19 protein-coding genes are annotated in these 20,502 nt (G+C 70.8%); 11 read left to right on the top strand and 8 right to left on the bottom strand.

What is annotated here, in order from left to right:
* Window positions 1-338: 338 nt before the first annotated feature.
* From FGW37_RS14705 to FGW37_RS14680, 6 genes are all read left to right on the top strand, one after another.
* Window positions 339-1,130: a redox-sensing transcriptional repressor Rex gene (locus tag FGW37_RS14705; protein WP_058047587.1), complete on the top strand. Its 792-nt coding sequence runs from the start codon at window positions 339-341 to the stop codon at window positions 1,128-1,130.
* The gene (locus tag FGW37_RS14700) at window positions 1,127-2,626 is read left to right on the top strand and encodes a glutamyl-tRNA reductase (RefSeq protein ID WP_179081470.1); all 1,500 of its coding nucleotides are present in this window, start codon (window positions 1,127-1,129) and stop codon (window positions 2,624-2,626) included. Before FGW37_RS14705 ends, FGW37_RS14700 begins: the two co-directional genes overlap by 4 nt.
* Window positions 2,623-3,630, top strand: a complete 1,008-nt coding sequence (gene hemC, locus FGW37_RS14695; RefSeq protein ID WP_179081469.1) for a hydroxymethylbilane synthase — start codon at window positions 2,623-2,625, stop codon at window positions 3,628-3,630. The genes FGW37_RS14700 and hemC overlap by 4 nt, the downstream gene beginning before the upstream one ends.
* Window positions 3,627-5,276 (top strand): bifunctional uroporphyrinogen-III C-methyltransferase/uroporphyrinogen-III synthase, encoded by a 1,650-nt coding sequence (locus tag FGW37_RS14690; protein ID WP_179081468.1) that lies wholly within the window; start codon window positions 3,627-3,629, stop codon window positions 5,274-5,276. Before hemC ends, FGW37_RS14690 begins: the two co-directional genes overlap by 4 nt.
* The gene (gene hemB, locus FGW37_RS14685) at window positions 5,273-6,268 is read left to right on the top strand and encodes a porphobilinogen synthase (RefSeq protein ID WP_179081467.1); all 996 of its coding nucleotides are present in this window, start codon (window positions 5,273-5,275) and stop codon (window positions 6,266-6,268) included. Before FGW37_RS14690 ends, hemB begins: the two co-directional genes overlap by 4 nt.
* Before the next feature lie 133 nt (window positions 6,269-6,401).
* Window positions 6,402-6,833: an ATP-binding protein gene (locus FGW37_RS14680; RefSeq protein ID WP_058047592.1), complete on the top strand. Its 432-nt coding sequence runs from the start codon at window positions 6,402-6,404 to the stop codon at window positions 6,831-6,833.
* Between the two features lie 25 nt (window positions 6,834-6,858).
* Here the strand turns inward: FGW37_RS14680 and argS are convergent, their stop codons facing one another.
* A complete protein-coding gene (gene argS / locus FGW37_RS14675) occupies window positions 6,859-8,613 on the bottom strand; it encodes an arginine--tRNA ligase (protein ID WP_179081466.1) in 1,755 nt (584 codons plus the stop codon).
* Between the two features lie 160 nt (window positions 8,614-8,773).
* Between argS and lysS the strand changes: the two genes are divergently transcribed.
* Window positions 8,774-10,522, top strand: a complete 1,749-nt coding sequence (lysS, locus tag FGW37_RS14670) for a lysine--tRNA ligase (protein WP_179081465.1) — start codon at window positions 8,774-8,776, stop codon at window positions 10,520-10,522.
* Between the two features lie 89 nt (window positions 10,523-10,611).
* Here lysS and FGW37_RS14665 read toward each other — a convergent pair whose 3' ends face one another.
* Window positions 10,612-11,325: a hypothetical protein gene (locus FGW37_RS14665; RefSeq protein WP_179081464.1), complete on the bottom strand. Its 714-nt coding sequence runs from the start codon at window positions 11,323-11,325 to the stop codon at window positions 10,612-10,614.
* A gap of 108 nt (window positions 11,326-11,433) precedes the next feature.
* The gene (locus FGW37_RS14660; protein WP_179081463.1) at window positions 11,434-12,288 is read right to left on the bottom strand and encodes a hypothetical protein; all 855 of its coding nucleotides are present in this window, start codon (window positions 12,286-12,288) and stop codon (window positions 11,434-11,436) included.
* Between the two features lie 163 nt (window positions 12,289-12,451).
* Between FGW37_RS14660 and FGW37_RS14655 the strand changes: the two genes are divergently transcribed.
* Window positions 12,452-13,645 (top strand): RtcB family protein, encoded by a 1,194-nt coding sequence (locus FGW37_RS14655; protein ID WP_179081462.1) that lies wholly within the window; start codon window positions 12,452-12,454, stop codon window positions 13,643-13,645.
* Between the two features lie 4 nt (window positions 13,646-13,649).
* Here FGW37_RS14655 and FGW37_RS14650 read toward each other — a convergent pair whose 3' ends face one another.
* The 5 genes from FGW37_RS14650 to FGW37_RS14630 all read right to left on the bottom strand — a co-directional run bounded on the left by FGW37_RS14650 (window position 13,650) and on the right by FGW37_RS14630 (window position 16,851).
* A complete protein-coding gene (locus FGW37_RS14650; protein ID WP_179081461.1) occupies window positions 13,650-14,435 on the bottom strand; it encodes an SANT/Myb-like DNA-binding domain-containing protein in 786 nt (261 codons plus the stop codon).
* Between the two features lie 91 nt (window positions 14,436-14,526).
* Window positions 14,527-14,922 (bottom strand): VOC family protein, encoded by a 396-nt coding sequence (locus tag FGW37_RS14645; protein ID WP_179081460.1) that lies wholly within the window; start codon window positions 14,920-14,922, stop codon window positions 14,527-14,529.
* A 119-nt stretch (window positions 14,923-15,041) separates the two neighbouring features.
* The gene (locus FGW37_RS14640; RefSeq protein WP_179081459.1) at window positions 15,042-15,785 is read right to left on the bottom strand and encodes an SDR family NAD(P)-dependent oxidoreductase; all 744 of its coding nucleotides are present in this window, start codon (window positions 15,783-15,785) and stop codon (window positions 15,042-15,044) included.
* A gap of 61 nt (window positions 15,786-15,846) precedes the next feature.
* Window positions 15,847-16,182, bottom strand: coding sequence for a YnfA family protein (locus FGW37_RS14635; RefSeq protein ID WP_179081458.1), 336 nt, complete (start codon window positions 16,180-16,182; stop codon window positions 15,847-15,849).
* 36 nt (window positions 16,183-16,218) lie between these two features.
* A complete protein-coding gene (locus FGW37_RS14630) occupies window positions 16,219-16,851 on the bottom strand; it encodes a hypothetical protein (protein ID WP_179081457.1) in 633 nt (210 codons plus the stop codon).
* 129 nt (window positions 16,852-16,980) lie between these two features.
* On the opposite strand from FGW37_RS14630, the gene hemL reads away from it, so the two are divergent.
* The 3 genes from hemL (at window position 16,981) to FGW37_RS14615 (ending at window position 20,402) form a co-directional block, all read left to right on the top strand.
* Window positions 16,981-18,315 carry a glutamate-1-semialdehyde 2,1-aminomutase gene (gene hemL, locus FGW37_RS14625; protein ID WP_179081456.1) on the top strand — a complete coding sequence of 445 codons (1,335 nt, stop codon included), beginning with the start codon at window positions 16,981-16,983 and terminating at the stop codon, window positions 18,313-18,315.
* Between the two features lie 53 nt (window positions 18,316-18,368).
* Window positions 18,369-19,016 (top strand): histidine phosphatase family protein, encoded by a 648-nt coding sequence (locus FGW37_RS14620; protein ID WP_179084702.1) that lies wholly within the window; start codon window positions 18,369-18,371, stop codon window positions 19,014-19,016.
* Window positions 19,017-19,193: 177 nt separating this feature from the next.
* Window positions 19,194-20,402 (top strand): polysaccharide deacetylase family protein, encoded by a 1,209-nt coding sequence (locus tag FGW37_RS14615; RefSeq protein WP_179081455.1) that lies wholly within the window; start codon window positions 19,194-19,196, stop codon window positions 20,400-20,402.
* The last annotated feature ends 100 nt before the right edge of the window (window positions 20,403-20,502 follow it).

Raw genomic sequence — 20,502 nt, 5'->3', positions numbered from 1 at the left:
TGTGGCGATTTGTTGGTGTCCGGGGTTTTTTCTGGCCGGGTCCGGGGGTGACCTCCCGGAAAGTAGCAGTGAGTCAGGAGTGAGCGCCGTTGTCCCCGTCGACGCTCTCCCGGGTCACGTGTGACAGGTGTGGCTGCTGTTGTAGTGCGGCAGGGCGTCCCCGGAAGGGGCCGAATGGTTCCCGGAGAGGGCCGAAAGGCCGCGTGACCCCGGTCACTTTGACCGGGCAAAACGGACACCATCTTTGTGCACGCGTTCACAAAGGCATAGCCTGCGTTCGACGGGGCGGTCCTGGGACGAGGCGCCGCCCGCAGCCCCGCTCTACCCGCAGGAGCACCGTGGCAACTGGCCGAACTCACCGACCGGCGACCCGAAGCCGAGGGATTCCCGAGGCCACCGTCGCCCGGCTTCCGCTGTACCTGCGCGCCCTGACCGCGCTCTCCGAGCGCTCGGTGCCCACGGTCTCCTCCGAGGAGCTCGCGACCGCGGCGGGGGTCAACTCCGCCAAGCTGCGCAAGGACTTCAGCTACCTCGGCTCCTACGGCACCCGCGGGGTCGGCTACGACGTCGAGTACCTCGTCTACCAGATCTCCCGCGAGCTCGGCCTGACCCAGGACTGGCCGGTCGTCATCGTCGGCATCGGAAACCTGGGCGCGGCCCTCGCCAACTACGGCGGCTTCGCCTCCCGCGGCTTCCGCGTCGCGGCCCTGATCGACGCCGACCCCGCCATGGCCGGCAAGCCGGTCGCCGGGCTGCCCGTACGCCACACCGACGAGCTCGAGTCGATCATCACGGACAACGGCGTCTCCATCGGCGTCATCGCCACCCCGGCCGGCGCCGCCCAGCAGGTCTGCGACCGGCTCGTGGCCGCCGGGGTCACCTCGATCCTCAACTTCGCGCCCACCGTGCTCTCCGTGCCCGAGGGCGTGGACGTGCGCAAGGTCGACCTGTCGATCGAGCTGCAGATCCTCGCCTTCCACGAGCAGCGCAAGGCCGGCGAGGAGACCTCCCCCGCACAGGAGACCGCCGTGGCCGCCACGGCGCAGCCCCGCTCCGGCGCGGGCGTGCGCAGCGCCGCGGGCGGCAGGAAGGGACCGGACGGGGACGTACCCGCCGTGATGCCGGCATGAGTCTTCTCGTCGTCGGACTGAGCCACCGCAGCGCGCCGGTGAGCGTGCTGGAGCGCGCCGCCCTCGCGCGCGAGGCGCAGGCCAAGCTGCTGCAGGACACCCTCGCGGCCGAGCCCGCCACCGAGGCGGCCGTCCTCGCCACCTGCAACCGCATCGAGCTCTACGCCGACGTGGACAAGTTCCACGCCGGTGTGGCCGAGCTGTCCACGCTCCTCGCCCAGCACTCGGGCGTCGGGCTGGAGGAGCTCACTCCGTATCTCTATGTGCACTACGAGGACCGCGCCGTCCACCACCTGTTCTCGGTGGCCTGCGGGCTGGACTCGATGGTCGTCGGCGAGGGCCAGATCCTCGGCCAGATCAAGGACGCCCTCGCCCTCGGTCAGGAGCTGCACACCGCCGGGCGGCTACTGAACGACCTGTTCCAGCAGGCCCTGCGGGTCGGCAAGCGCGCCCACAGCGAGACCGGGATCGACCGGGCCGGCCAGTCCCTGGTCACCTTCGGCCTGGAGCGCCTGGCCGACGGCGTGCCGCTGGGCGACTGGGCCGGCGGCAAGCGGGCCCTCGTCATCGGCGCCGGCTCGATGTCCTCCCTCGCCGCGGCGACGCTGGCGCGAGCGGGCGTCGCCCACGTGGCCGTCGCCAACCGCACGCTCGCGCGCGCGGAGCGCCTGGCGGAGATCCTCCGCGAGCCCGGCGCGGGCCGCGCCGCCGCCGGCTTCACGGCCTCGGCCGTGGAGATGGCCGCGGTGCCGCAGGAGCTCGCGCTCGCGGACGTCGTGGTCAGCTGCACCGGCGCCATGGGCGTCGTGCTGACGGCCGAGGCCATACGCGCCGCGCTGACGTCCCGCACGGACGCGGCCGGCGCCTCCGGGACGGACGGGCGTACGGCGGCCGGACCGTCCGGCACCGCCGCCGCTTCCGGTCGTACGGACATGACCTGCGCCCTCGACGCCGCGTGCGGCGACGCGGCCCGCGCCGGCGTCCGCCTCGCCCTCCTCGACCTCGCCATGCCGCGCGACATCGACGCCGCCGTCCACCGCCTGGAGGGCGCACGGCTCGTCGACATCGAGTCGCTCGCCGAGGCCTCCGCCGACGCGCCCATGGCCGCCGACGTCGACCGGGTGCGCGCCATCGTCTCCGACGAGGTCGCCGCCTTCGGCGCCGCCCAGCGCGCCGCCCACATCACCCCCACCGTGGTCGCCCTGCGCACCATGGCCGCGGACGTCGTCGCGAGCGAGATCGCCCGCCTCGACGGCCGCCTGCCCGACCTGGACGACAAGCAGCGCGCGGAGATCACCCAGACCGTGCGCCGCGTCGTCGACAAGCTCCTCCACGCGCCCACCGTGCGCGTCAAGGAGCTGGCCTCCACCCCCGGCGGCGCCGGCTATGCCGACGCGCTGCGAGAGCTCTTCGACCTCGACCCGCAGGCGGTCGCCGCCGTCAGCCGGGCCGACTCGCAGGCCGGTACGCACAACACGGCACGGGAGCCGGCATGAACGACAACTCTTCGCGGCCGCTGCGCCTCGGCACGCGCCGCAGCAAGCTCGCCATGGCCCAGTCGGGCCAGGTGGCGCAGGCCGTGCAGCAGCTGACCGGCCGCCCGGTGGAGCTGGTGGAGATCACCACCTACGGCGATGTCTCGCGCGAGTCCCTCGCGCAGATCGGCGGCACCGGCGTCTTCGTCTCCGCGCTGCGCGACGCGCTGCTCGCGGGCGGGATCGACTTCGCCGTGCACTCCCTGAAGGACCTGCCCACCAAGCAGCCCGAGGACCTGGCCCTCGCGGCGATCCCGACGCGCGAGGACCCGCGCGACGTGCTGATCGCCCGCGACGGCCTGACCTTCGAGTCCCTCCCTGAGGGTGCCCGCATCGGCACCGGTTCCCCGCGCCGCATGGCCCAGCTCAACGCCTGGGCCCGCGAGCTCGGCAAGGAGATCGAGACCGTGCCCATCCGCGGCAACATCGACACCCGGATCGGCTTCGTCGCCGACGGCGAGTTCGATGCCGTGGTGCTCGCCGCCGCGGGGCTGTCGCGGATCGGCCGCAGCGCCGAGGTCTCGCAGTTCCTGGAGCCCGACGCAGTTTTGCCCGCCCCCGGCCAGGGGGCCCTGGCGATCGAGTGCGCCATGACCAACGCACCCCTCGCCGCGACGCTCGCCGAGCTCGACGACCCGTACACCCGGGTCGCCGTGACGGCCGAGCGTTCCCTGCTCGCCGCCCTGGAGGCCGGCTGCTCCGCACCCGTGGGTGCGCTGGCCGACCTTTCCCCAAGCTCTCGGCTTCGCTCGAGCAGGGGATATCCCGATGCCGATGAGCAGGTTTTCACCGAAATGCGCCTGCGGGGCGTCGTCGGCACGACCGACGGCAAAACGCTGGTGCAGCTGTCCACCACCGGCCCCGTGCCGTCGTCCAGCGAAGAAGCCGTGGCCATGGGCCGCGAGCTCGCCGCAGCGATGCTCGACAAGGGAGCGGCCGGTCTTATGGGGGAGCGAGCACTTTGAACCCCACCGCCCCGAACCACCCCGTGCACGGGCACGTCACCTTCCTCGGTGCCGGCCCCGGAGACCCGGGACTGCTGACGCTCCGCGCCGTGGAGGCGCTTGCGGCCGCGGACGTCCTGATCGCCGATCCGCAGGTGCTCGACGTGGTGCGCACGCATGCGCGCGCCCATGTGGACATGCCTGCCCAGACGGTTACTGACGAGGCATCAAAAACCGCGGACGTCCCCGTCCTTAGGGACACCGCCAATCTTGTCATGACGGCCGCGCGCAGCGGCAAGCGGGTCGTCCGTGCCGTGCACGGCGACCCCGGCCTCGACGGCGACGCCGCCGACGAGATGCTCGCCTGCGCCGCCGAGGGCATCACCTTCGAGGTGGTCCCCGGCGTCGCCACGGCCGTCGGCGTGCCCGCCTACGCCGGTGTGCCGCTGCGTGACGGCAAGGGCGGCGACGTGCGCTTCGTCGACGCCCGCACGGCCTCGGCCACCTGCTGGTCCGAGGTAGGCGCCAGCGAGGTCACCGCCGTCGTCTCCACCACGCTCGACTCCGTCGTCTCCGCCGCCGGCGAACTGGTCTCCGCCGGCCGCGGCCCCGACACGCCGATGACCGTCACGGTCGCCGGCACCACCACCCGCCAGCGCACCTGGACCGCCACCCTCGGCACCCTGGCCCAGGTGCTCAAGGCCGCGAAGGTGCTGCCGTCCGCCGACGGCGCCCAGCCGGTCATAGCCGTGGTCGGCGAGCGCAGCGCTGCCGAGCAGCGCGACCGGCTCTCCTGGTTCGAGTCCAAGCCGCTCTTCGGCTGGAACGTCCTCGTGCCGCGCACCAAGGAGCAGTCCGCCTCGCTCTCCGACCAGCTCCGTTCCTACGGCGCCGTGCCCAGCGAGGTCCCGACCATCGCCGTCGAGCCGCCGCGCACCCCCCAGCAGATGGAGCGCGCGGTCAAGGGCCTGGTCACCGGCCGCTACGAGTGGATCGCCTTCACCTCCGTGAACGCCGTCAAGGCGGTGCGCGAGAAGTTCGAGGAGTACGGGCTCGACGCGCGTGCCTTCGCCGGCATCAAGGTCGCGGCCGTCGGCGAGCAGACCGCCAAGTCGCTGATCGAGTTCGGCGTCAAGCCCGACCTCGTGCCGTCCGGCGAGCAGTCCGCCGCCGGCCTGCTGGAGGACTGGCCGCCCTACGACCCCGTCTTCGACCCGATCGACCGCGTCTTCCTGCCGCGCGCCGACATCGCCACCGAGACCCTGGTGGCCGGCCTGATCGAGCTGGGCTGGGAGGTCGACGACGTCACCGCCTACCGCACCGTCCGGGCCTCGCCGCCGCCGGCCGAGACCCGCGAGGCCATCAAGGGCGGCGGTTTCGACGCCGTGCTCTTCACCTCCTCGAGCACGGTGCGCAACCTCGTCGGCATCGCCGGCAAGCCCCACAATGTCACCGTCATCGCCTGTATCGGCCCGGCCACCGCGAAGACCGCGGAGGAACACGGCCTGCGGGTGGACGTGCTGTCTCCCGAGCCTTCGGTGCTCAAGCTCGCCGAGGCGCTCGCGGAGTTCGGCGCGGCCCGCCGGGACGCCGCCCTGGAGGCCGGCGACCCGGTCACCCGCCCGAGCGAGCGACGGCCCGGATCGCGTAGAAGGGCACGGAGTTGAGCACCACCTACGGCACGTTCCCGGGGTCCCGCCCCCGGCGCCTGCGCACCAGCCCCGCCATACGCCGCATGGTCGCGGAGACCCGCCTGCACCCGGCCGACCTGATCCTTCCCGCCTTCGTGCGGGAGGGCATCGGCACGCCGGTGCCGATCACCTCGATGCCGGGGGTCGTCCAGCACACCCGTGACACCCTGCGCAAGGCGGCCGTCGAGGCGCTGGAGGCCGGCGTCTCCGGGATCATGCTCTTCGGCGTCCCCGAGGAGTCGAAGAAGGACGCCGCCGGCACCGCCGGCACGGACCCGGACGGCATCCTGCAGGTCGCCATCCGCGACGTGAAGGCCGAGGTCGGCGACGACCTCGTCATCATGTCCGACCTGTGCCTGGACGAGTTCACCGACCACGGCCACTGCGGCGTCCTCGACGCCTCCGGCCGAGTCGACAACGACGCCACGCTCGAGCGCTACGCCGAGATGGCACAGGTCCAGGCCGACGCGGGCGTCCACGCCGTCGGCCCCAGCGGCATGATGGACGGCCAGGTCGGCGTCATCCGCGACGCCCTCGACCAGACCGGCCACGAGGACGTCTCCGTCCTGGCCTACACCGCCAAGTACGCCTCCGCGTTCTACGGCCCCTTCCGCGAGGCCGTCGGCTCCTCGCTGCAGGGCGACCGCAAGACCTACCAGCAGGACCCCGCCAACGCCCGCGAATCGATGCGCGAGCTCGCGCTCGACCTCGCCGAGGGCGCGGACATGGTCATGGTCAAGCCGGCCCTGCCGTACCTGGACATCCTCGCCAAGGTCGCCGAGGCCGTCGACGTGCCCGTCGCCGCCTACCAGATCAGCGGCGAGTACGCGATGGTCGAGGCCGCCGCCGCCAACGGCTGGATCGACCGCGACCGCGCGATCATGGAGACCCTGACCAGCGTCAAGCGCGCCGGGGCCAACATGATCCTCACCTACTGGGCGACCGAGGCCGCGCGGCAGCTGCGGTAAAGACCGTCAGCTCCGGTAAAGGCTGTAGACAGCAAGGGCCGGTGCCCGGGGGAATTCCGCCGAAACAGTGGAAAGCCCCCGGGCACCGGCCCTAGCTTGTGGCGCACACCGTTCCCTCTGCGGAGACGCGCCCATGAGCACCGACCCCGAGCTCCCCGAGAGCTGGGAGTACACCCTCCAGGTCCCCTGCGACCCGCTCGCCCCCTGTATCGCCCGCCGCACCCTCCGCACGATCTTCGAAGAGCACGGCTTCGCCCGCGTGGCCGAGACCGCCGAGCTGCTCACCTCGGAGCTGGTCACCAACTCCTACCGGCACTCCGAAGGGCCCGCCTCCGTACGCGTCCGGCGCGAGGGCAAGGGAAAGGGAGTGCGGGTGACCGTATGGGACACCAACCCCGCGCTGCCCGGCCTGCAGGCCACCGCGCTGCCCCGGGAGGACGCCGAGGAGGGCCGCGGGCTCGCGCTCGTGATGCGCTGCGCCGACAGCTGGGGAGGCTTCGCCCTGCGCCGGCAGCCCCAGGGGCTCACCGGCAAGCTGGTGTGGTTCGAACTGGGGGCGGGGTGAGGCACCCCGCCCCCGGTCCGGTGCCTCAGAGCTGCTCGGGCGTCCGGATCCCCAGCAGCGACATGCCCTGACGCAGGGTGCGGGCCGTCAGGTCGCACAGGAAGAGGCGGTTCTCCACCTGCTGCGGCGTCTCCGCCTTCAGGACCGGGCACTCGGCGTAGAACGTCGTGTAGAGCGAGGCCAGCTGGTAGAGGTACCCGGCGAGCTTGTGCGGCTCGTAGGAGGCCGTGACCTCGGCGAGGTTCTCCCCGAACTGGTCCAGGTGCATGCCCAGCGCGCGCTCGGCCGGGGCCAGCGCGAGCTCCGGGTGGGCGGCCGGCCGGGCCTCGCCCGCCTTGCGGAGGATCGACTGGATCCGGGCGAAGGCGTACTGCAGGTAGACGCTGGTGTCGCCGTTGAGGGACACCATCTGGTCCAGGTCGAACTTGTAGTCGCGCGAGACGGACGTCGACAGGTCCGCGTACTTCACCGCGCCGATGCCCACCTGGGCGCCGCGCTCGGCGATCTGCTCCTCCGTCAGGTCCTGGGCCTTCTCCCGGACGACGGCCGTCGCACGGTCGATCGCCTCGTCGAGCAGGTCGACCAGGCGGACCGTCTCGCCCTCACGGGTCTTGAACGGCTTGCCGTCCTTGCCGAGGACCGTGCCGAAACCGAGCTGGACGGCCTTGACCTCGTCGGTCAGCCAGCCGGCCCGGCGCGCGGTCTCGAAGACCATCTTGAAGTGCAGGGACTGCCGGGCGTCCACCACGTACAGCAGGGTGTCGGCCTTCAGGTTCCCCACGCGGTCGCGGATCGCGGACAGGTCCGTGGCCGCGTAGCCGAAGCCGCCGTCGGACTTCTGGACGATCAGCGGCGAGGGCTTGCCGTCCGGGCCCTTGACGTCGTCGAAGAAGACGCAGAGCGCGCCGTTGGAGCGGACCGCGACACCGGACTCCTCCAGCAGACGGCAGGTCTCGGCGAGCATGTCGTTGTAGCCGGACTCGCCGACGATGTCCTCGTCGCGGATCTCCACGTCGAGCTTGTCGAAGACCGAGTAGAAGTAGATCTTCGACTCGTCGACGAACCGCTGCCACAGCGCGAGGGTCTCCTCGTCACCGGCCTGCAGGTCGACGACCCGGCGGCGGGCGCGGGCCTTGAACTCCTCGTCGGAGTCGAAGAGCGTCCGCGACGCCTTGTACAGCCGGTTGAGGGAGGACATGGCCTCCTCGCCGGAGACCTCGCCCTCGTGGTCCAGCTCGTGCGGGTGCTCGATCAGGTACTGGATGAGCATGCCGAACTGGGTGCCCCAGTCGCCGATGTGGTGACGGCGCACGACCTTCTCGCCGGAGAACTCCAGGATCCGCACCACCGCGTCACCGATCACCGAATTGCGCAGGTGACCGACGTGCATCTCCTTGGCCACGTTCGGCTGGGCGTAGTCGATGACCGTGGTGCCCGGGTGCTCCGCGAACGGCACGCCCAGGCGGTCGTCGGCGGCGCGCGCGGCCAGGGTCTTCACGATCGCCTCGTCCGTGATCGTGATGTTCAGGAAGCCGGGGCCCGAGACCTCGACCTCCTTGATCAGATCACCGGCAGGCAGGCCCTCGACGACCTTCGCCGCCAGCTCGCGCGGATTGCCCTTCAGCTTCTTGGCCAGGGCCAGCATCCCGTTGGCCTGGAAATCGGCCCGGTCGCTTCGGCGCAGCAGCGGATCGGCGGCACCGGCCTCCGGCAGGGCTGCCGAGAGCGCGTCCGCGATGCGCTGGTGGAGCGAGGAAGCGAGGGAGGGAACCGAAGCCATGGGAAGGTGCCATTCCGGTAGGCGGCATGTGATGGTCCCCCCGATTATCCCATGCGCCTACCACGGCCCCCGCGGTAATTTCCCCGCAGCCGGGCAACCCCGGAGCCACCCCTCCCGTCTGGGACAATGGTCATGCCAGGACCGTAAGGAAGGAAGTGCCGTGGCTCAGGCTCAGAGCACCGAGGCCGATTGGGTCTCCCGTTTCGCCGACGAGGTCATTGCCGAAGCGGAGCGCCGTGCCCCCGGCAAACCGATCGTCGTCGCCTCCGGCCTGTCCCCCTCCGGCCCGATCCACCTCGGCAACCTGCGCGAGGTCATGACCCCGCACCTCGTCGCCGACGAGATCCGCCGCCGGGGCCACCAGGTCCGCCACGTGCTGTCCTGGGACGACTACGACCGCTACCGCAAGGTGCCCAACGGCGTCCCCGGCATCGACGAGTCCTGGGCCGCCCACATCGGCAAGCCCCTGACCTCCGTCCCGGCCCCCGCCGGCTCGGCGTTCGCGAACTGGGCCGAGCACTTCAAGGCCGCCATGGTCGAGGCGCTCGCCGAGCTCGGCATCGAGTACGACCCGATCAGCCAGACCGAGCAGTACACCTCCGGTGTCTACCGCGAGCAGGTCCTGCACGCGATGAAGCACCGCGCCGACATCGACGCGATCCTCGACCAGTACCGGACGAAGGACAAGGCGACCGGCCAGCCGAAGAAGCAGGGCCAGAAGCAGCAGCAGAAGCCCGTCGACGAGGCCGAGCTGGAGGCCGCCGAGGGCTCCGGCGCCGCCGCCGAGGACGACGGCAGCGCCGGCGGTGCGGGCTACTTCCCGTACAAGCCGTACTGCGGCGCCTGCGAGCGCGACCTCACCACCGTCACCGCCTACGACGACGAGACCACCGAGCTCGCCTACACCTGCGTGTGCGGCCACTCCGAGACCGTCCGCCTCAGCGAGTTCAACCGCGGCAAGCTGGTCTGGAAGGTCGACTGGCCGATGCGCTGGGCCTACGAGGGCGTGATCTTCGAGCCGTCGGGCGTGGACCACTCCTCCCCGGGCTCGTCCTTCGTCGTCGGCGGCCAGATCGTCCGCAAGGTCTTCGGCGGCGAGCAGCCCATCGGCCCGATGTACGCCTTCGTCGGCATCAGCGGCATGGCCAAGATGTCGTCCTCCAAGGGCGGGGTCCCGACCCCCGGCGACGCCCTGAAGATCATGGAAGCGCCGCTGCTGCGCTGGCTGTACGCCCGCCGCAAGCCCAACCAGTCCTTCAAGATCGCCTTCGACCAGGAGATCCAGCGGCTCTACGACGAGTGGGACAAGCTGGAGGCCAAGGTCGCCGACGGCAGCGTGCTGCCCGCCGACGCCGCCGCCCACGCCCGCGCCGCCCGCACGGCCGCCGGCGAGCTGCCCCGCACGCCGCGCCCGCTGCCGTACCGCACGCTCGCCTCGGTCGCCGACATCACCGCCGGCCACGACGAGCAGACCCTGCGCATCCTCAGCGACCTCGACCCGGCCAACCCGGTCACCTCGCTCGACGAGGTCCGCCCGCGCCTGGACAAGGCCGAGCACTGGATCAACACCCAGGTCCCGGCCGAGTCCCGCACCATCGTGCGCTCCGAGCCCGACACCGAGCTCCTCGGCTCACTCGACGAGCAGGGCCGCGAATCGCTGCGCCTGCTCCTGGAAGGCCTGGACGACCACTGGTCGCTCGACGGCCTCACCACGCTCGTCTACGGCGTGCCCAAGGTCCAGGCCGGCCTGGAGCCCGACGCCAAGCCGACCCCCGAGCTCAAGGTCGCCCAGCGGTCCTTCTTCGCCCTGCTCTACCACCTGCTGGTGAGCCGCGACACCGGCCCGCGCCTGCCCACCCTGCTGCTCGCGGTGGGAGCGGACCGGGTCCGCAAGCTGCTCGCTGCATAGTTTCCGGTTACGCAAAGGCGCCGGTGCACTCGAGGGAATCGAGTGCACCGGCGCCTTTACGTAGTACCCCGGTTTGCGTAGTACTCCGGTCAGCTCTTGTTCGCCGCGGCGACCGCGGCCACCGCCTCCTTGGCCGCGTCCTGCGCACCCTTGGCGATCTCGTCCGCCGCCGGGTTCTTCGCGCCCTGGAAACCGGCACCGCTGTACTTCACCGTCACCACGACGTTGCCCGTGCGGGCGACGACGGTCGCATTGCGGTAGTCGTCGTCGTCCTTCTTGGTGTCCGTGGCCACCAGGTTCGCGCCCTCGCCGATGCCCTCGGCCTTCTCCGCCTTCGCGTCCTTGGCACCGTCGGCGGTCGTCGCCTTGGTCACCTGCTGCTCGGCGAACTTCTCGGCGCGCTTCTCGCCCGAGCCCAGCGTCGGGTCGGAGGCCAGCCGCTTGAAGGAGACGGTCAGCGAGCGGAACTGCAGGTCCTTGACGTCCTCGTCGTTCAGGCCGTTCCAGAAGCAGCTCGCCGAGTCGTTCGCGTCGCTGGTGGGGAGGGCCTCGCCCTCCTTCTTCTTCGCCTTCGGCACCAGCTTGTCGATCGTCTTCTCGTCGATGGTCTTGCAGACCTCCGGCGGCAGCTTGGCGAACGTCGCCGCCTTCATCGACGGCGACGCGGTGGGAGCCGGGGCGGAGGGCGAGGGCGACTTCTTCGCGGCGCCGCCGTCGTCGTCCGAGCAGCCGGTGGCGACGAGCATCACCGGTACTGCGGCGCAGGCGAGGAGTCGGGCGAGTCGCGGGGCTGTTCGGTGCATGGGTCCTTCGCTCGTTCGGTGTCGAGGGGCGGAGCGCCTGGGCGCCCTCACCCCGCCTGATCGGCACGGTACGCGGCCGACGCGGGCCGGTGGGGGATTGCCCACCGGCTAATTGTTGAAGTTCCCCGCGTCGAGCTCCCGGGCCAGGGCCTGGGCCTTGCCCTGGAGGTCCTCGCTCCCGGGGACGTGCTGCTTGTCGGCCGACCACTGGTCGTAGGCGATGGTCACGATGACGTTCGCAGACCGGAAGACGATGTTGATGTCCCGGTGCACGCCCGACCCGGCGGTGATCAGCTTGTCGTCGATGAAGGCGTCGTCGCCCAGATCGTCCAGGACGCGCGGGGCCAGCGAGGCGCCGCCCGCCGGCGAACCGGAGGCCGAAGGCGCGCCCGGCCGGGACGCGGAGGGCGCCGGGGAGCCGCTCTGCGCACCGCCCTGCGGGTGCGGGCCCGAGCTCGCGCCCTGCGAGGCCGAAGACGAGGGCGCGGACGGCGAGCCGGAGGAGACCGGGATGTGCGCGGCGGTCGCCCGGCGGGCGTAGAGCTGCTCGGCCCGCTGCTCGTCGCTGACACCCGGCTGGTACGAGACGACGCGCTCGAAGTCGACGGTCAGGTGCCGGGAGCCCTCCGGGGCCTCCAGCTTCCAGCGGCAGCCGACGCGGCGGTCGGTGTCGTAGGTGATGGCGGCCTGGCCCTTGTAGAGCTTCGCGAGGGTGTCGCGGTCGGCCTCGTCGTCACCCGGAGTGGGCAGGAGCCTGCGCAGCGTCTCGCGGTTCACGTAGCCGCAGGGCTCGGGGAGGCTGCGGTACTTGCCGGGCTGCGCGGCGGGCGCGGTGGAGCCCGCCTGGCCGGGCTTGGAGTCGTCGCCGCCGTCGGCGCCCGCCCCGCCGCTGCAGGCGGTGAGCGCTGCGGCCAGCACGGCGGCGGCCAGTGCGGCGGCCGGTGCGTGAGCCCTTCGCTGCACGGTCCGTGGCTCCTTCCACCGAAAACGTGTTGCTGCCGCGGAGGCGGCGGCTGGACAGTATGTCTACCGCACGTGCCGCCGCGTCTGCCGGTTCGCTGTCGCGAATCATGAGATATGTCCGGCTTTTGCGTTATCTTGCTTTTACGGGGTTATGAGGAAAACCATGTCCTACACCGAGGTGCCCGGCGCCCGTGTTCCGATCCGCATGTGGACCGACCCGGCCACGGTCGAGGACGTTGCCATGCAGCAGCTGCGCAACGTCTCCACCCTCCCATGGATCAAGGGACTCGCGGTCATGCCGGACGTCCACTTCGGCAAGGGGGCCACGGTCGGCTCGGTGATCGCCATGCGGGGCGCGGTGTGCCCGGCGGCGGTCGGCGTCGACATCGGCTGCGGGATGTCGGCGGTGAAGACGTCACTGACGGCGAACGACCTGCCCGGTGATCTCTCCCGGCTGCGCTCGAAGATCGAGGAGGTCATTCCGGTGGGCCGCGGGATGCACGACGATCCCGTGGACCCGGGGCGGCTGCACGGGGTCGCGACGGCGGGATGGGATGACTTCTGGGGGCGGTTCGACGGGGTCGCGGACGCGGTCCATTTCCGCCGGGGGCGGGCTGCTCAGCAAATGGGAACGCTTGGCTCCGGGAACCACTTTTGGGAGCTTTGTCTTGATTCGGACGATTCGGTCTGGATTATGTTGCACTCGGGGTCGCGCAACATCGGCAAGGAGCTGGCCGACTATCACATCGGGCAGGCCCAGAAGCTGCCGCACAACCAGGGCCTGATCGACCGTGATCTCGCCGTCTTCGTCGCGGACACTCCGCAGATGGCGGCCTACCGGCACGACCTGTTCTGGGCGCAGGAGTACGCGAAGCACAATCGCGAGATCATGATGGCGCTGTCGCAGGACGTGCTTCGCCGGGAGTTCAAGAAGGCCAAGGTCACCTTCGGCCAGGTCATCTCCTGCCACCACAACTACGTCAGCGAGGAGCGCTACGAGGGCATGGACCTGCTCGTCACCCGCAAGGGCGCGATCCGCGCGGGCGGCGGCGAGTACGGCATCATTCCGGGCTCCATGGGCACCGGCTCGTACATCGTCCGTGGCCTGGGCAACGAGGCCTCCTTCAACTCCGCCTCCCACGGCGCGGGTCGGAGGATGAGCCGCAATGCTGCGAAGAAGCGGTTCACCGCGCGGGACCTGGAAGAACAGACGCGCGGAGTGGAGTGCCGCAAGGACTCCGGCGTGGTCGACGAGATCCCGGCCGCGTACAAGCCGATCGAGCAGGTCATGGACCAGCAGCGGGATCTCGTCGAGATCGTGGCGAAGCTTAAGCAGGTTGTCTGTGTGAAGGGCTGAGTGACTACTTCCGTCGCAGGCGCATTCGGCGTAGCTGGCAAGACTTCTTCGATCTGCCCAATTGCTCCGCCGCCTCGTCGAGGCTGACGGCTGCCAGCAAGATCTGGTCCTCCACCTGTGTCCAGCTGCGTCGCGGTCGGGGTGGGCTCATGTGCGCGGGGCGGACCCATGTGCTCACCTCGGCGGCGGCCGAGCGCTTGCGCTCGAGCGCAAGGCCATCCGGGTGGTACAGATGGTCCGCCAGAGCCGCACCCGCCTCTCGCATGTACATGACGTTGTAGGCGCCGTCGCGAGCGTTCCGGCTGGTCAGCCGCTGGATGTCGAGCGTTACGTTGGTGTAGTGGCACAGGTAGGTGGCGATCGCGGTGCTGGTCGTGGCGAGGCTGACGAACGGCAGGCCCTGGCTCGTGAAGCCCACCGAGCCGTCGGCGTCGATGATTCCGCGCAGGTAGTCCCGGCGGGAGAACGGGACGCGCGGCGGCGTGATCTTCGTGGACTTCTTGCCGTAAGGGATTCCGAGTTCTACGAGGCGGTTTCTGACTTCCAGCGAGTGGACGGTCCAGATCGCGGACCGGTGGTCCTCCGAGAAGTTCGTCGCTCGGGTGCGCTCTCTGATGGCGCTGTTGTACGGGCAGAGTTTCTGGAAGGCCCGGAGTATGCCGATGTCGCGGTAGCTGATCTCGACGGACAGACATCCCCTTTGGCGGGTGTCTGCATGCATGTGCCCGTCAGCCTGCAAGAAGCCGAACATGTAGGCATAGCGAGGATCTTCGAGGTCCATGAAGGTCATGGGCCGATCGTGCGACGCCGCTACCGGACCGTCGGCCGGAACGGCAGGGCGTCACTCGAACTGGCGAGCGCAAAGCGGATGTGGAGTGCCCCTAGGCGCGCACGTCCTGCGGGTACCAGCGCAGCTCGACCGTGTTGCCGTCCGGGTCGAGGACGTAGATCGATTCGGCGTCGCCGCGGGCGCCGTAGCGCTTGCCGGGGCCGTCGACGACGGTGAAGGTGCCCGAGTCGATGACGGTCTGCCAGTCCAGGGGGTCGACGACGAGGCAGATGTGGTCGACGTTGGCGGCGGCTGCGTCGCCGTGTTCGCGCTCCACCAGGTCGATGATCGTGGTGGGGGAGACGCGTACCGACGGGAAGGGTGCCCGGCCTGCGCGCCACTCGTCCACGCGGACGGGGTCGAGGCCGAGCGGGCCGGTGTAGAAGGCGAGGGACCGCTCTGCGTCGGAGACGTTGAGGACGAGGTGGTCGAAGGCGGTGACGCGCATGGGGTTCCCCTGTTCGGTGCGGGCTGTCCGTCCTGCGGGCGGCCGTCCGTACGACGGTAGCCCGGGAGTGATCGTTTCCGCATCGGTCGCGAGTCCCGGGACCGTGGTCCCGGCCGGGGTCAGACCTCGCGGTGGACCTTGTAGTTCGAGGCCTGGGCGCGGGGGCGGACGACGAGCAGGTCGACGTTCACGTGCGGCGGCCGGGTGACGGCCCAGCCGATGGTGTCGGCGACGTCCTCGGCGGTGAGCGGTTCGGCGACGCCCGCGTAGACGGCGTCGGCCTTGGCGCGGTCGCCGCGGAAGCGGGTGAGGGCGAATTCGTCGGTGCGCACCATGCCGGGGGCGATCTCGATGACGCGGACGGGCTGTCCGCACAGCTCCAGGCGGAGGGTTTCGGCGACGGCGTGGGCGCCGTGCTTGGCGGCGGCGTAGCCGCTGCCGCCTTCGTAGGTGCCGAGGGCGGCGGTGGAGGAGAGGATCAGGACGGTTCCGTCGCCGCTCGCGGTGAGGGCGGGGAGCAGGGCCTGGGTCATATGGAGCACGCCGAGGACGTTGACCTCGTACATGGTGCGCCAGTCGGCGGGGTCGGCGGTGGCGACGGGGTCGGCGCCGTGGGCGCCGCCGGCGTTGTTGATGAGGACGTCGACGCGGTCGAGGCCGGCGGCGAAGGCGTCGACGGCGGCGCGGTCGGTGACGTCGAGGGCGTGGGCGCGGGCGCCGGGGAGTTCGTCGGCGAGGGCGGTGATGCGGTCGGCGCGGCGGGCGACGAGGACGACGCGGTAGCCCTCGGCGGCGAGCCGGCGGGCGGTGGCGGCGCCGATGCCGCTGCTGGCGCCGGTGATGACGGCGGTGCGGGTGCTCATGGTGATGCCTCCTGGGGCGCGGCGCGGCCGTTGTGGCGTGGGTGGTCCCCGGGCAGGATATTCAGCGGTTGCGGGGCACGTACATGATGATCGCCACGCCGATGAGGCAGACGAGCGCGCCGAGGACGTCGTAGCGGTCGGGCCGGTAGCCGTCGGCGACCATGCCCCAGGCGAGGGAGCCGGCGACGAAGACTCCGCCGTAGGCGGCGAGGATGCGGCCGAAGTGGGCGTCGGGCTGGAGGGTGGCGACGAAGCCGTAGGCGCCGAGGGCGACGATGCCGGCGCCGATCCAGGCCCAGCCGCGGTGCTCGCGCGCGCCCTGCCAGACGAGCCAGGCGCCGCCGATCTCCAGGAGTGCGGCGAGGAGGAAGAGGGCGATGGAGCGGGCGATGAGCATGGTCGCAGCGTACGGCGGGGAGGGTGGGGCGAGGGGTTACGGCCAGACGAGGCAGTAGGGCTGGTGGCCGTTCTCGTGCAGGCGGTGGGAGAAGTCCTGCCATTCGCGCAGGAGCTGGTAGACGCCGAAGGCGTCGCGGGGGCCGCCGCGGTCGGGGACGGTGGACCAGATGAAGGCGGCGGCGCCGACGGATTCCTCGCCGACGCCGCGCAGGGGGTCGACGACGGTCATGGGGAGCTTGACGACGGCGTAGTCGGGGTGGAGGACGACCAGCTCGAGCGGGGGGACCTTGTGCAGGGGTATGCCTTCGATGCCGGTGAGCACCATGGCGGCCACGGTTTCGGGCTTGATGCGGGTGAACATGCCGCCCATGCCGAGCTCGTCGCCGCCGAGCTGCTCGGGGCGCATGGAGATGGGGACGTTGGCTGCGGCTGCGCTGTTGGGTGCCCCGAAGTACTTGTAGGTCACCCCCACTCGGCCACTCCTGCTTCCCGTGCCTGCCTTGCTGCCCGCGAGGCCGTCCGTGCCGCTCGCGAGGCCGTCCGTGTGGCCCGCGAGGTCTTCTTCGCGCCGGTCGCGCCGGCCCCTGTGGCGCCCCCTGCGGGACTGCCGGGCGCGCTCGGGGCCCAGGTCTCCGGTGCCCTCACCCACTCCGCCACCGCGCTGCATATCTCCACCTGACCGCTTTTTCCTACGCAGCACTGCCCCCGCCGCGCAACCCGATCATCGTCTCAGAGACCTCCCCCGTGAAGGGCATGTGAAACGCCCGGATCGGACTCGTCGCGAGGCTCTGAGACCATGGCTAGCGTGAGCTACCCATACCCCATGCATGCGCCAGTCTCGCAGACACTCTTCGACCGCGCCGCTGTCGTGACGCCCGGCGGCGTGAACTCCCCGGTCCGGGCGTTCCGTGCCGTGGGTGGTACGCCCCGGTTCATGGTGTCCGGTACCGGTCCGTACCTCACCGATGCCGATGGCCGGGAGTACGTCGACCTCGTGTGTTCGTGGGGTCCGATGATCCTCGGGCACGCGCACCCCGAGGTGATCGGGGCCGTCCAGGAGGCGGTGGCCCGCGGTACGTCGTTCGGTACGCCGGGTGAGGGGGAGGTCGCGCTCGCCGAGGAGATCGTCGCGCGCATCGAGCCCGTGGAGCAGGTGCGCCTGGTGTCGTCGGGGACCGAGGCGACGATGTCGGCGATCCGGCTGGCGCGCGGTTTCACCGGCCGGGCCAAGGTGATCAAGTTCGCGGGCTGCTACCACGGCCATGTGGACGCGCTGCTGGCGGCGGCGGGCTCGGGCGTGGCGACGTTCGGGCTGCCGGACACGCCGGGGGTCACGGGCGCGCAGGCCGGGGACACCATCGTGCTGCCGTACAACGACCTGGAGGCGGTGCACGAGGCGTTCCACGCGTTCCCGGGGGAGATCGCCTGTGTGATCACGGAGGCGTCGCCGGGCAACATGGGCGTGGTGCCGCCGCTGCCGGGCTTCAACCAGGGGCTGAAGGACGCGTGTGCGAAGAACGGTGCGCTGTTCATCTCCGACGAGGTGATGACGGGCTTCCGCACGAGCAAGGCGGGCTGGTACGGCGTCGACGGCGTGAAGCCGGACCTGATGACGTTCGGCAAGGTCATGGGCGGCGGTTTCCCGGCGGCGGCGTTCGGCGGCCGGGCCGATGTGATGGCGCACCTGGCTCCGGCGGGCCCGGTGTACCAGGCGGGCACGCTCTCGGGTAACCCGGTGGCGACGGCGGCGGGCCTGGCGCAGTTGCGGCTGCTGGATGACGCGGCGTACGAGAAGGTCGACGCGGTGTCCGCGGAGATCAGCGGTCTGGTGAGCGAGGCGCTGAGCAAGGAGGGCGTGGCGCACCGCCTGCAGACGGCGAGCAACATGTTCTCGGTGTTCTTCACGGGGCGTGAGGTGCGGAACTACGACGACGCGAAGGCGCAGGAGTCGTTCCGTTTCAACGCCTTCTTCCATTCGATGCTGTCGCAGGGCGTGTACCTGCCGCCGTCGGCGTTCGAGTCGTGGTTCGTGTCGACTGCGCACGACGCGGCGGCGGTGGAGCGGATCGCGGCGGCGCTGCCGGCGGCGGCGCGGGCGGCTGCCGGGGCGACCGAGGAGGGGGCCAAGTGAGCTCGGCGAGCGACGCGGAGAAGAAGCAGGACGAGATCACCGTGGTGCACCTGATGCGCCACGGCGAGGTCCACAACCCCGACGGCGTGCTCTACGGGCGCCGGGCGGGCTATCACCTGTCGGACCTGGGCCGCCGGATGGCGGACCGGGTGGCCGAGCACCTGGCGGGGCGGGACGTCACCCATGTGGTGGCTTCGCCGCTGGAGCGTGCGCAGGAGACGGCGACGCCGATCGCCAAGACGCACGGTCTGGACCTGGCGACGGACGAGCGGCTGATCGAGGCGGCGAACGTCTTCGAGGGCAAGACGTTCGGGGTGGGCGACGGTGCGCTGAAGAAGCCGGCGAACTGGAAGCACCTGACGAATCCTTTCCGTCCGTCGTGGGGCGAGCCCTACGTGGAGCAGGTCGTGCGGATGATGGGTGCGCTGGATGCGGCGCGGGATGCGGCGCGGGGCCACGAGGCGGTGTGCGTGAGCCATCAGCTGCCGATCTGGATCGTGCGCAGTTTCGTGGAGCGGCGGCGGCTGTGGCACGACCCGCGAAAGCGCGAGTGCACGCTGGCGAGTCTGACGACGTTCACCTATAGGGGGGACAAAATCGTCTCGGTCGGCTACAGCGAACCGGCCCGGGATCTGGTGCCGGCGCACCTTCTCGCGGGGGCCAAGCCGGTGAAGGGCGGGGCCAAGGCCTTCGGCGCCTGAGGGCCGTTCGGGGGCCGCGGTTGCTCCATTGGGCCGTGGCGACTGCGTAAATGCGGGGCAACTCCCTGAAGAGGGGGGAAACTGCGCAACCGTCGTACTCGACGCGCCCTCTCACGCAATGTCGTTTTATATGGACGACATACGGCGTGGGGCACGGCGAGTACGGACGGAGTCGACATGCGCGACATCAGCCGGCGAGGTCTCCTCGGATGGGGAATGGGAGCGGCCGCGGCGCTGGGCGGCGTCGCCGGCTGCTCGGCGGAAGCGGTTCCCGAGCGGCACGGTCAGGCGGCGAAGGCGGTCGAGCGGGCGAAGGCGAAGCCGATCGGTGACGGCTCGACGGCCGACGCCGGGCCGCAGCCGCATCAGCCGCCGGAGCCGGAGCGGCTGGAGCCGGGACAGAAGCCGCCGCAGTTCGTGATCTTCTCGTGGGACGGGGCGGGGGAGGTCGGCAACGGTCTCTTCCCGCGGTTCCGGAAGCTGGCGCAGAACCACGGGGCGCGGATGACGTTCTTCCTCTCCGGGGTGTACCTGCTGCCGGAGTCGAAGAAGCGGCTGTACAAGCCGCCCAACAACCCGGTCGGCGCCTCCGACATCGGCTATCTCACGGACGAGCACGTCCGGGCGACGCTGGAGAACCTGCGGGAGGCGTGGCTGGAGGGGCACGAGGTCGGCACGCACTTCAACGGCCACTTCTGCTCGGGCGAGGGGTCGGTCGGGAAGTGGGACGGGGACGACTGGGAGTCGGAGATCGAGCAGGCGGTCTCCTTCGTCACGGAGTGGCGGACGAACACGGGGTTCACCGATCTGGACCCGCTGCCGTTCGATTACCGCAAGGAGCTCGTGGGCGCCCGGACGCCGTGTCTGCTGGGGCAGGAGAATCTGCTGCCGACCGCTGCGAAACTGGGCTGGCGCTATGACGCGAGTTCGCCGGGCGGGACGCAGGTGTGGCCGTCGAAGAAACACGGTCTGTGGGATCTGCCGCTGCAGCAGATTCCCTTTCCCGGGCATTCGTTCGAAGTCCTGTCGATGGACTACAACATCCTCGCCAATCAGTCGAAGAACACCACGCGCGGCCCCTCGGTGCATCACCCCCACTGGCGGCGGCAGGCGACCGACGCCTATCTCGCCGGATTCGAGCGGGCGTACGAGACGAATCGCGCGCCGTACTTCATCGGCAACCACTTCGAGGAGTGGAACGGCGGCATTTATATGGATGCGGTGGAGGAAGCTCTCAAACGCATCGCCGACGATCGTCACAAGGATGTGCGCCTGGTCTCCTTCCGGCAGTTCGTCGACTGGCTGGACGCCCAGGACCCGGCCGTCCTGCGCGGCCTGCGCCGGCTCGACGTCGGCGAGAAGTGGCACGCCCGGGCGGCGGACTGAACCGGCGGGCGGCCGCAAGCCGCTCCCGGACGGCCGCCCGGACCCCTGCGAAGGGCCTGCAGGGGGGCGCGGAAGATCCCTAAACGGACCATGCGAAACT

This window comes from Streptomyces rectiverticillatus, from assembly GCF_013394065.1.
In the GTDB taxonomy this organism is placed as follows: Bacteria; Actinomycetota; Actinomycetes; order Streptomycetales; family Streptomycetaceae; genus Streptomyces; species Streptomyces rectiverticillatus.
Note: the sequence above shows the minus strand (reverse complement) of the source record. Positions and strands in the feature narration are given on the sequence as shown.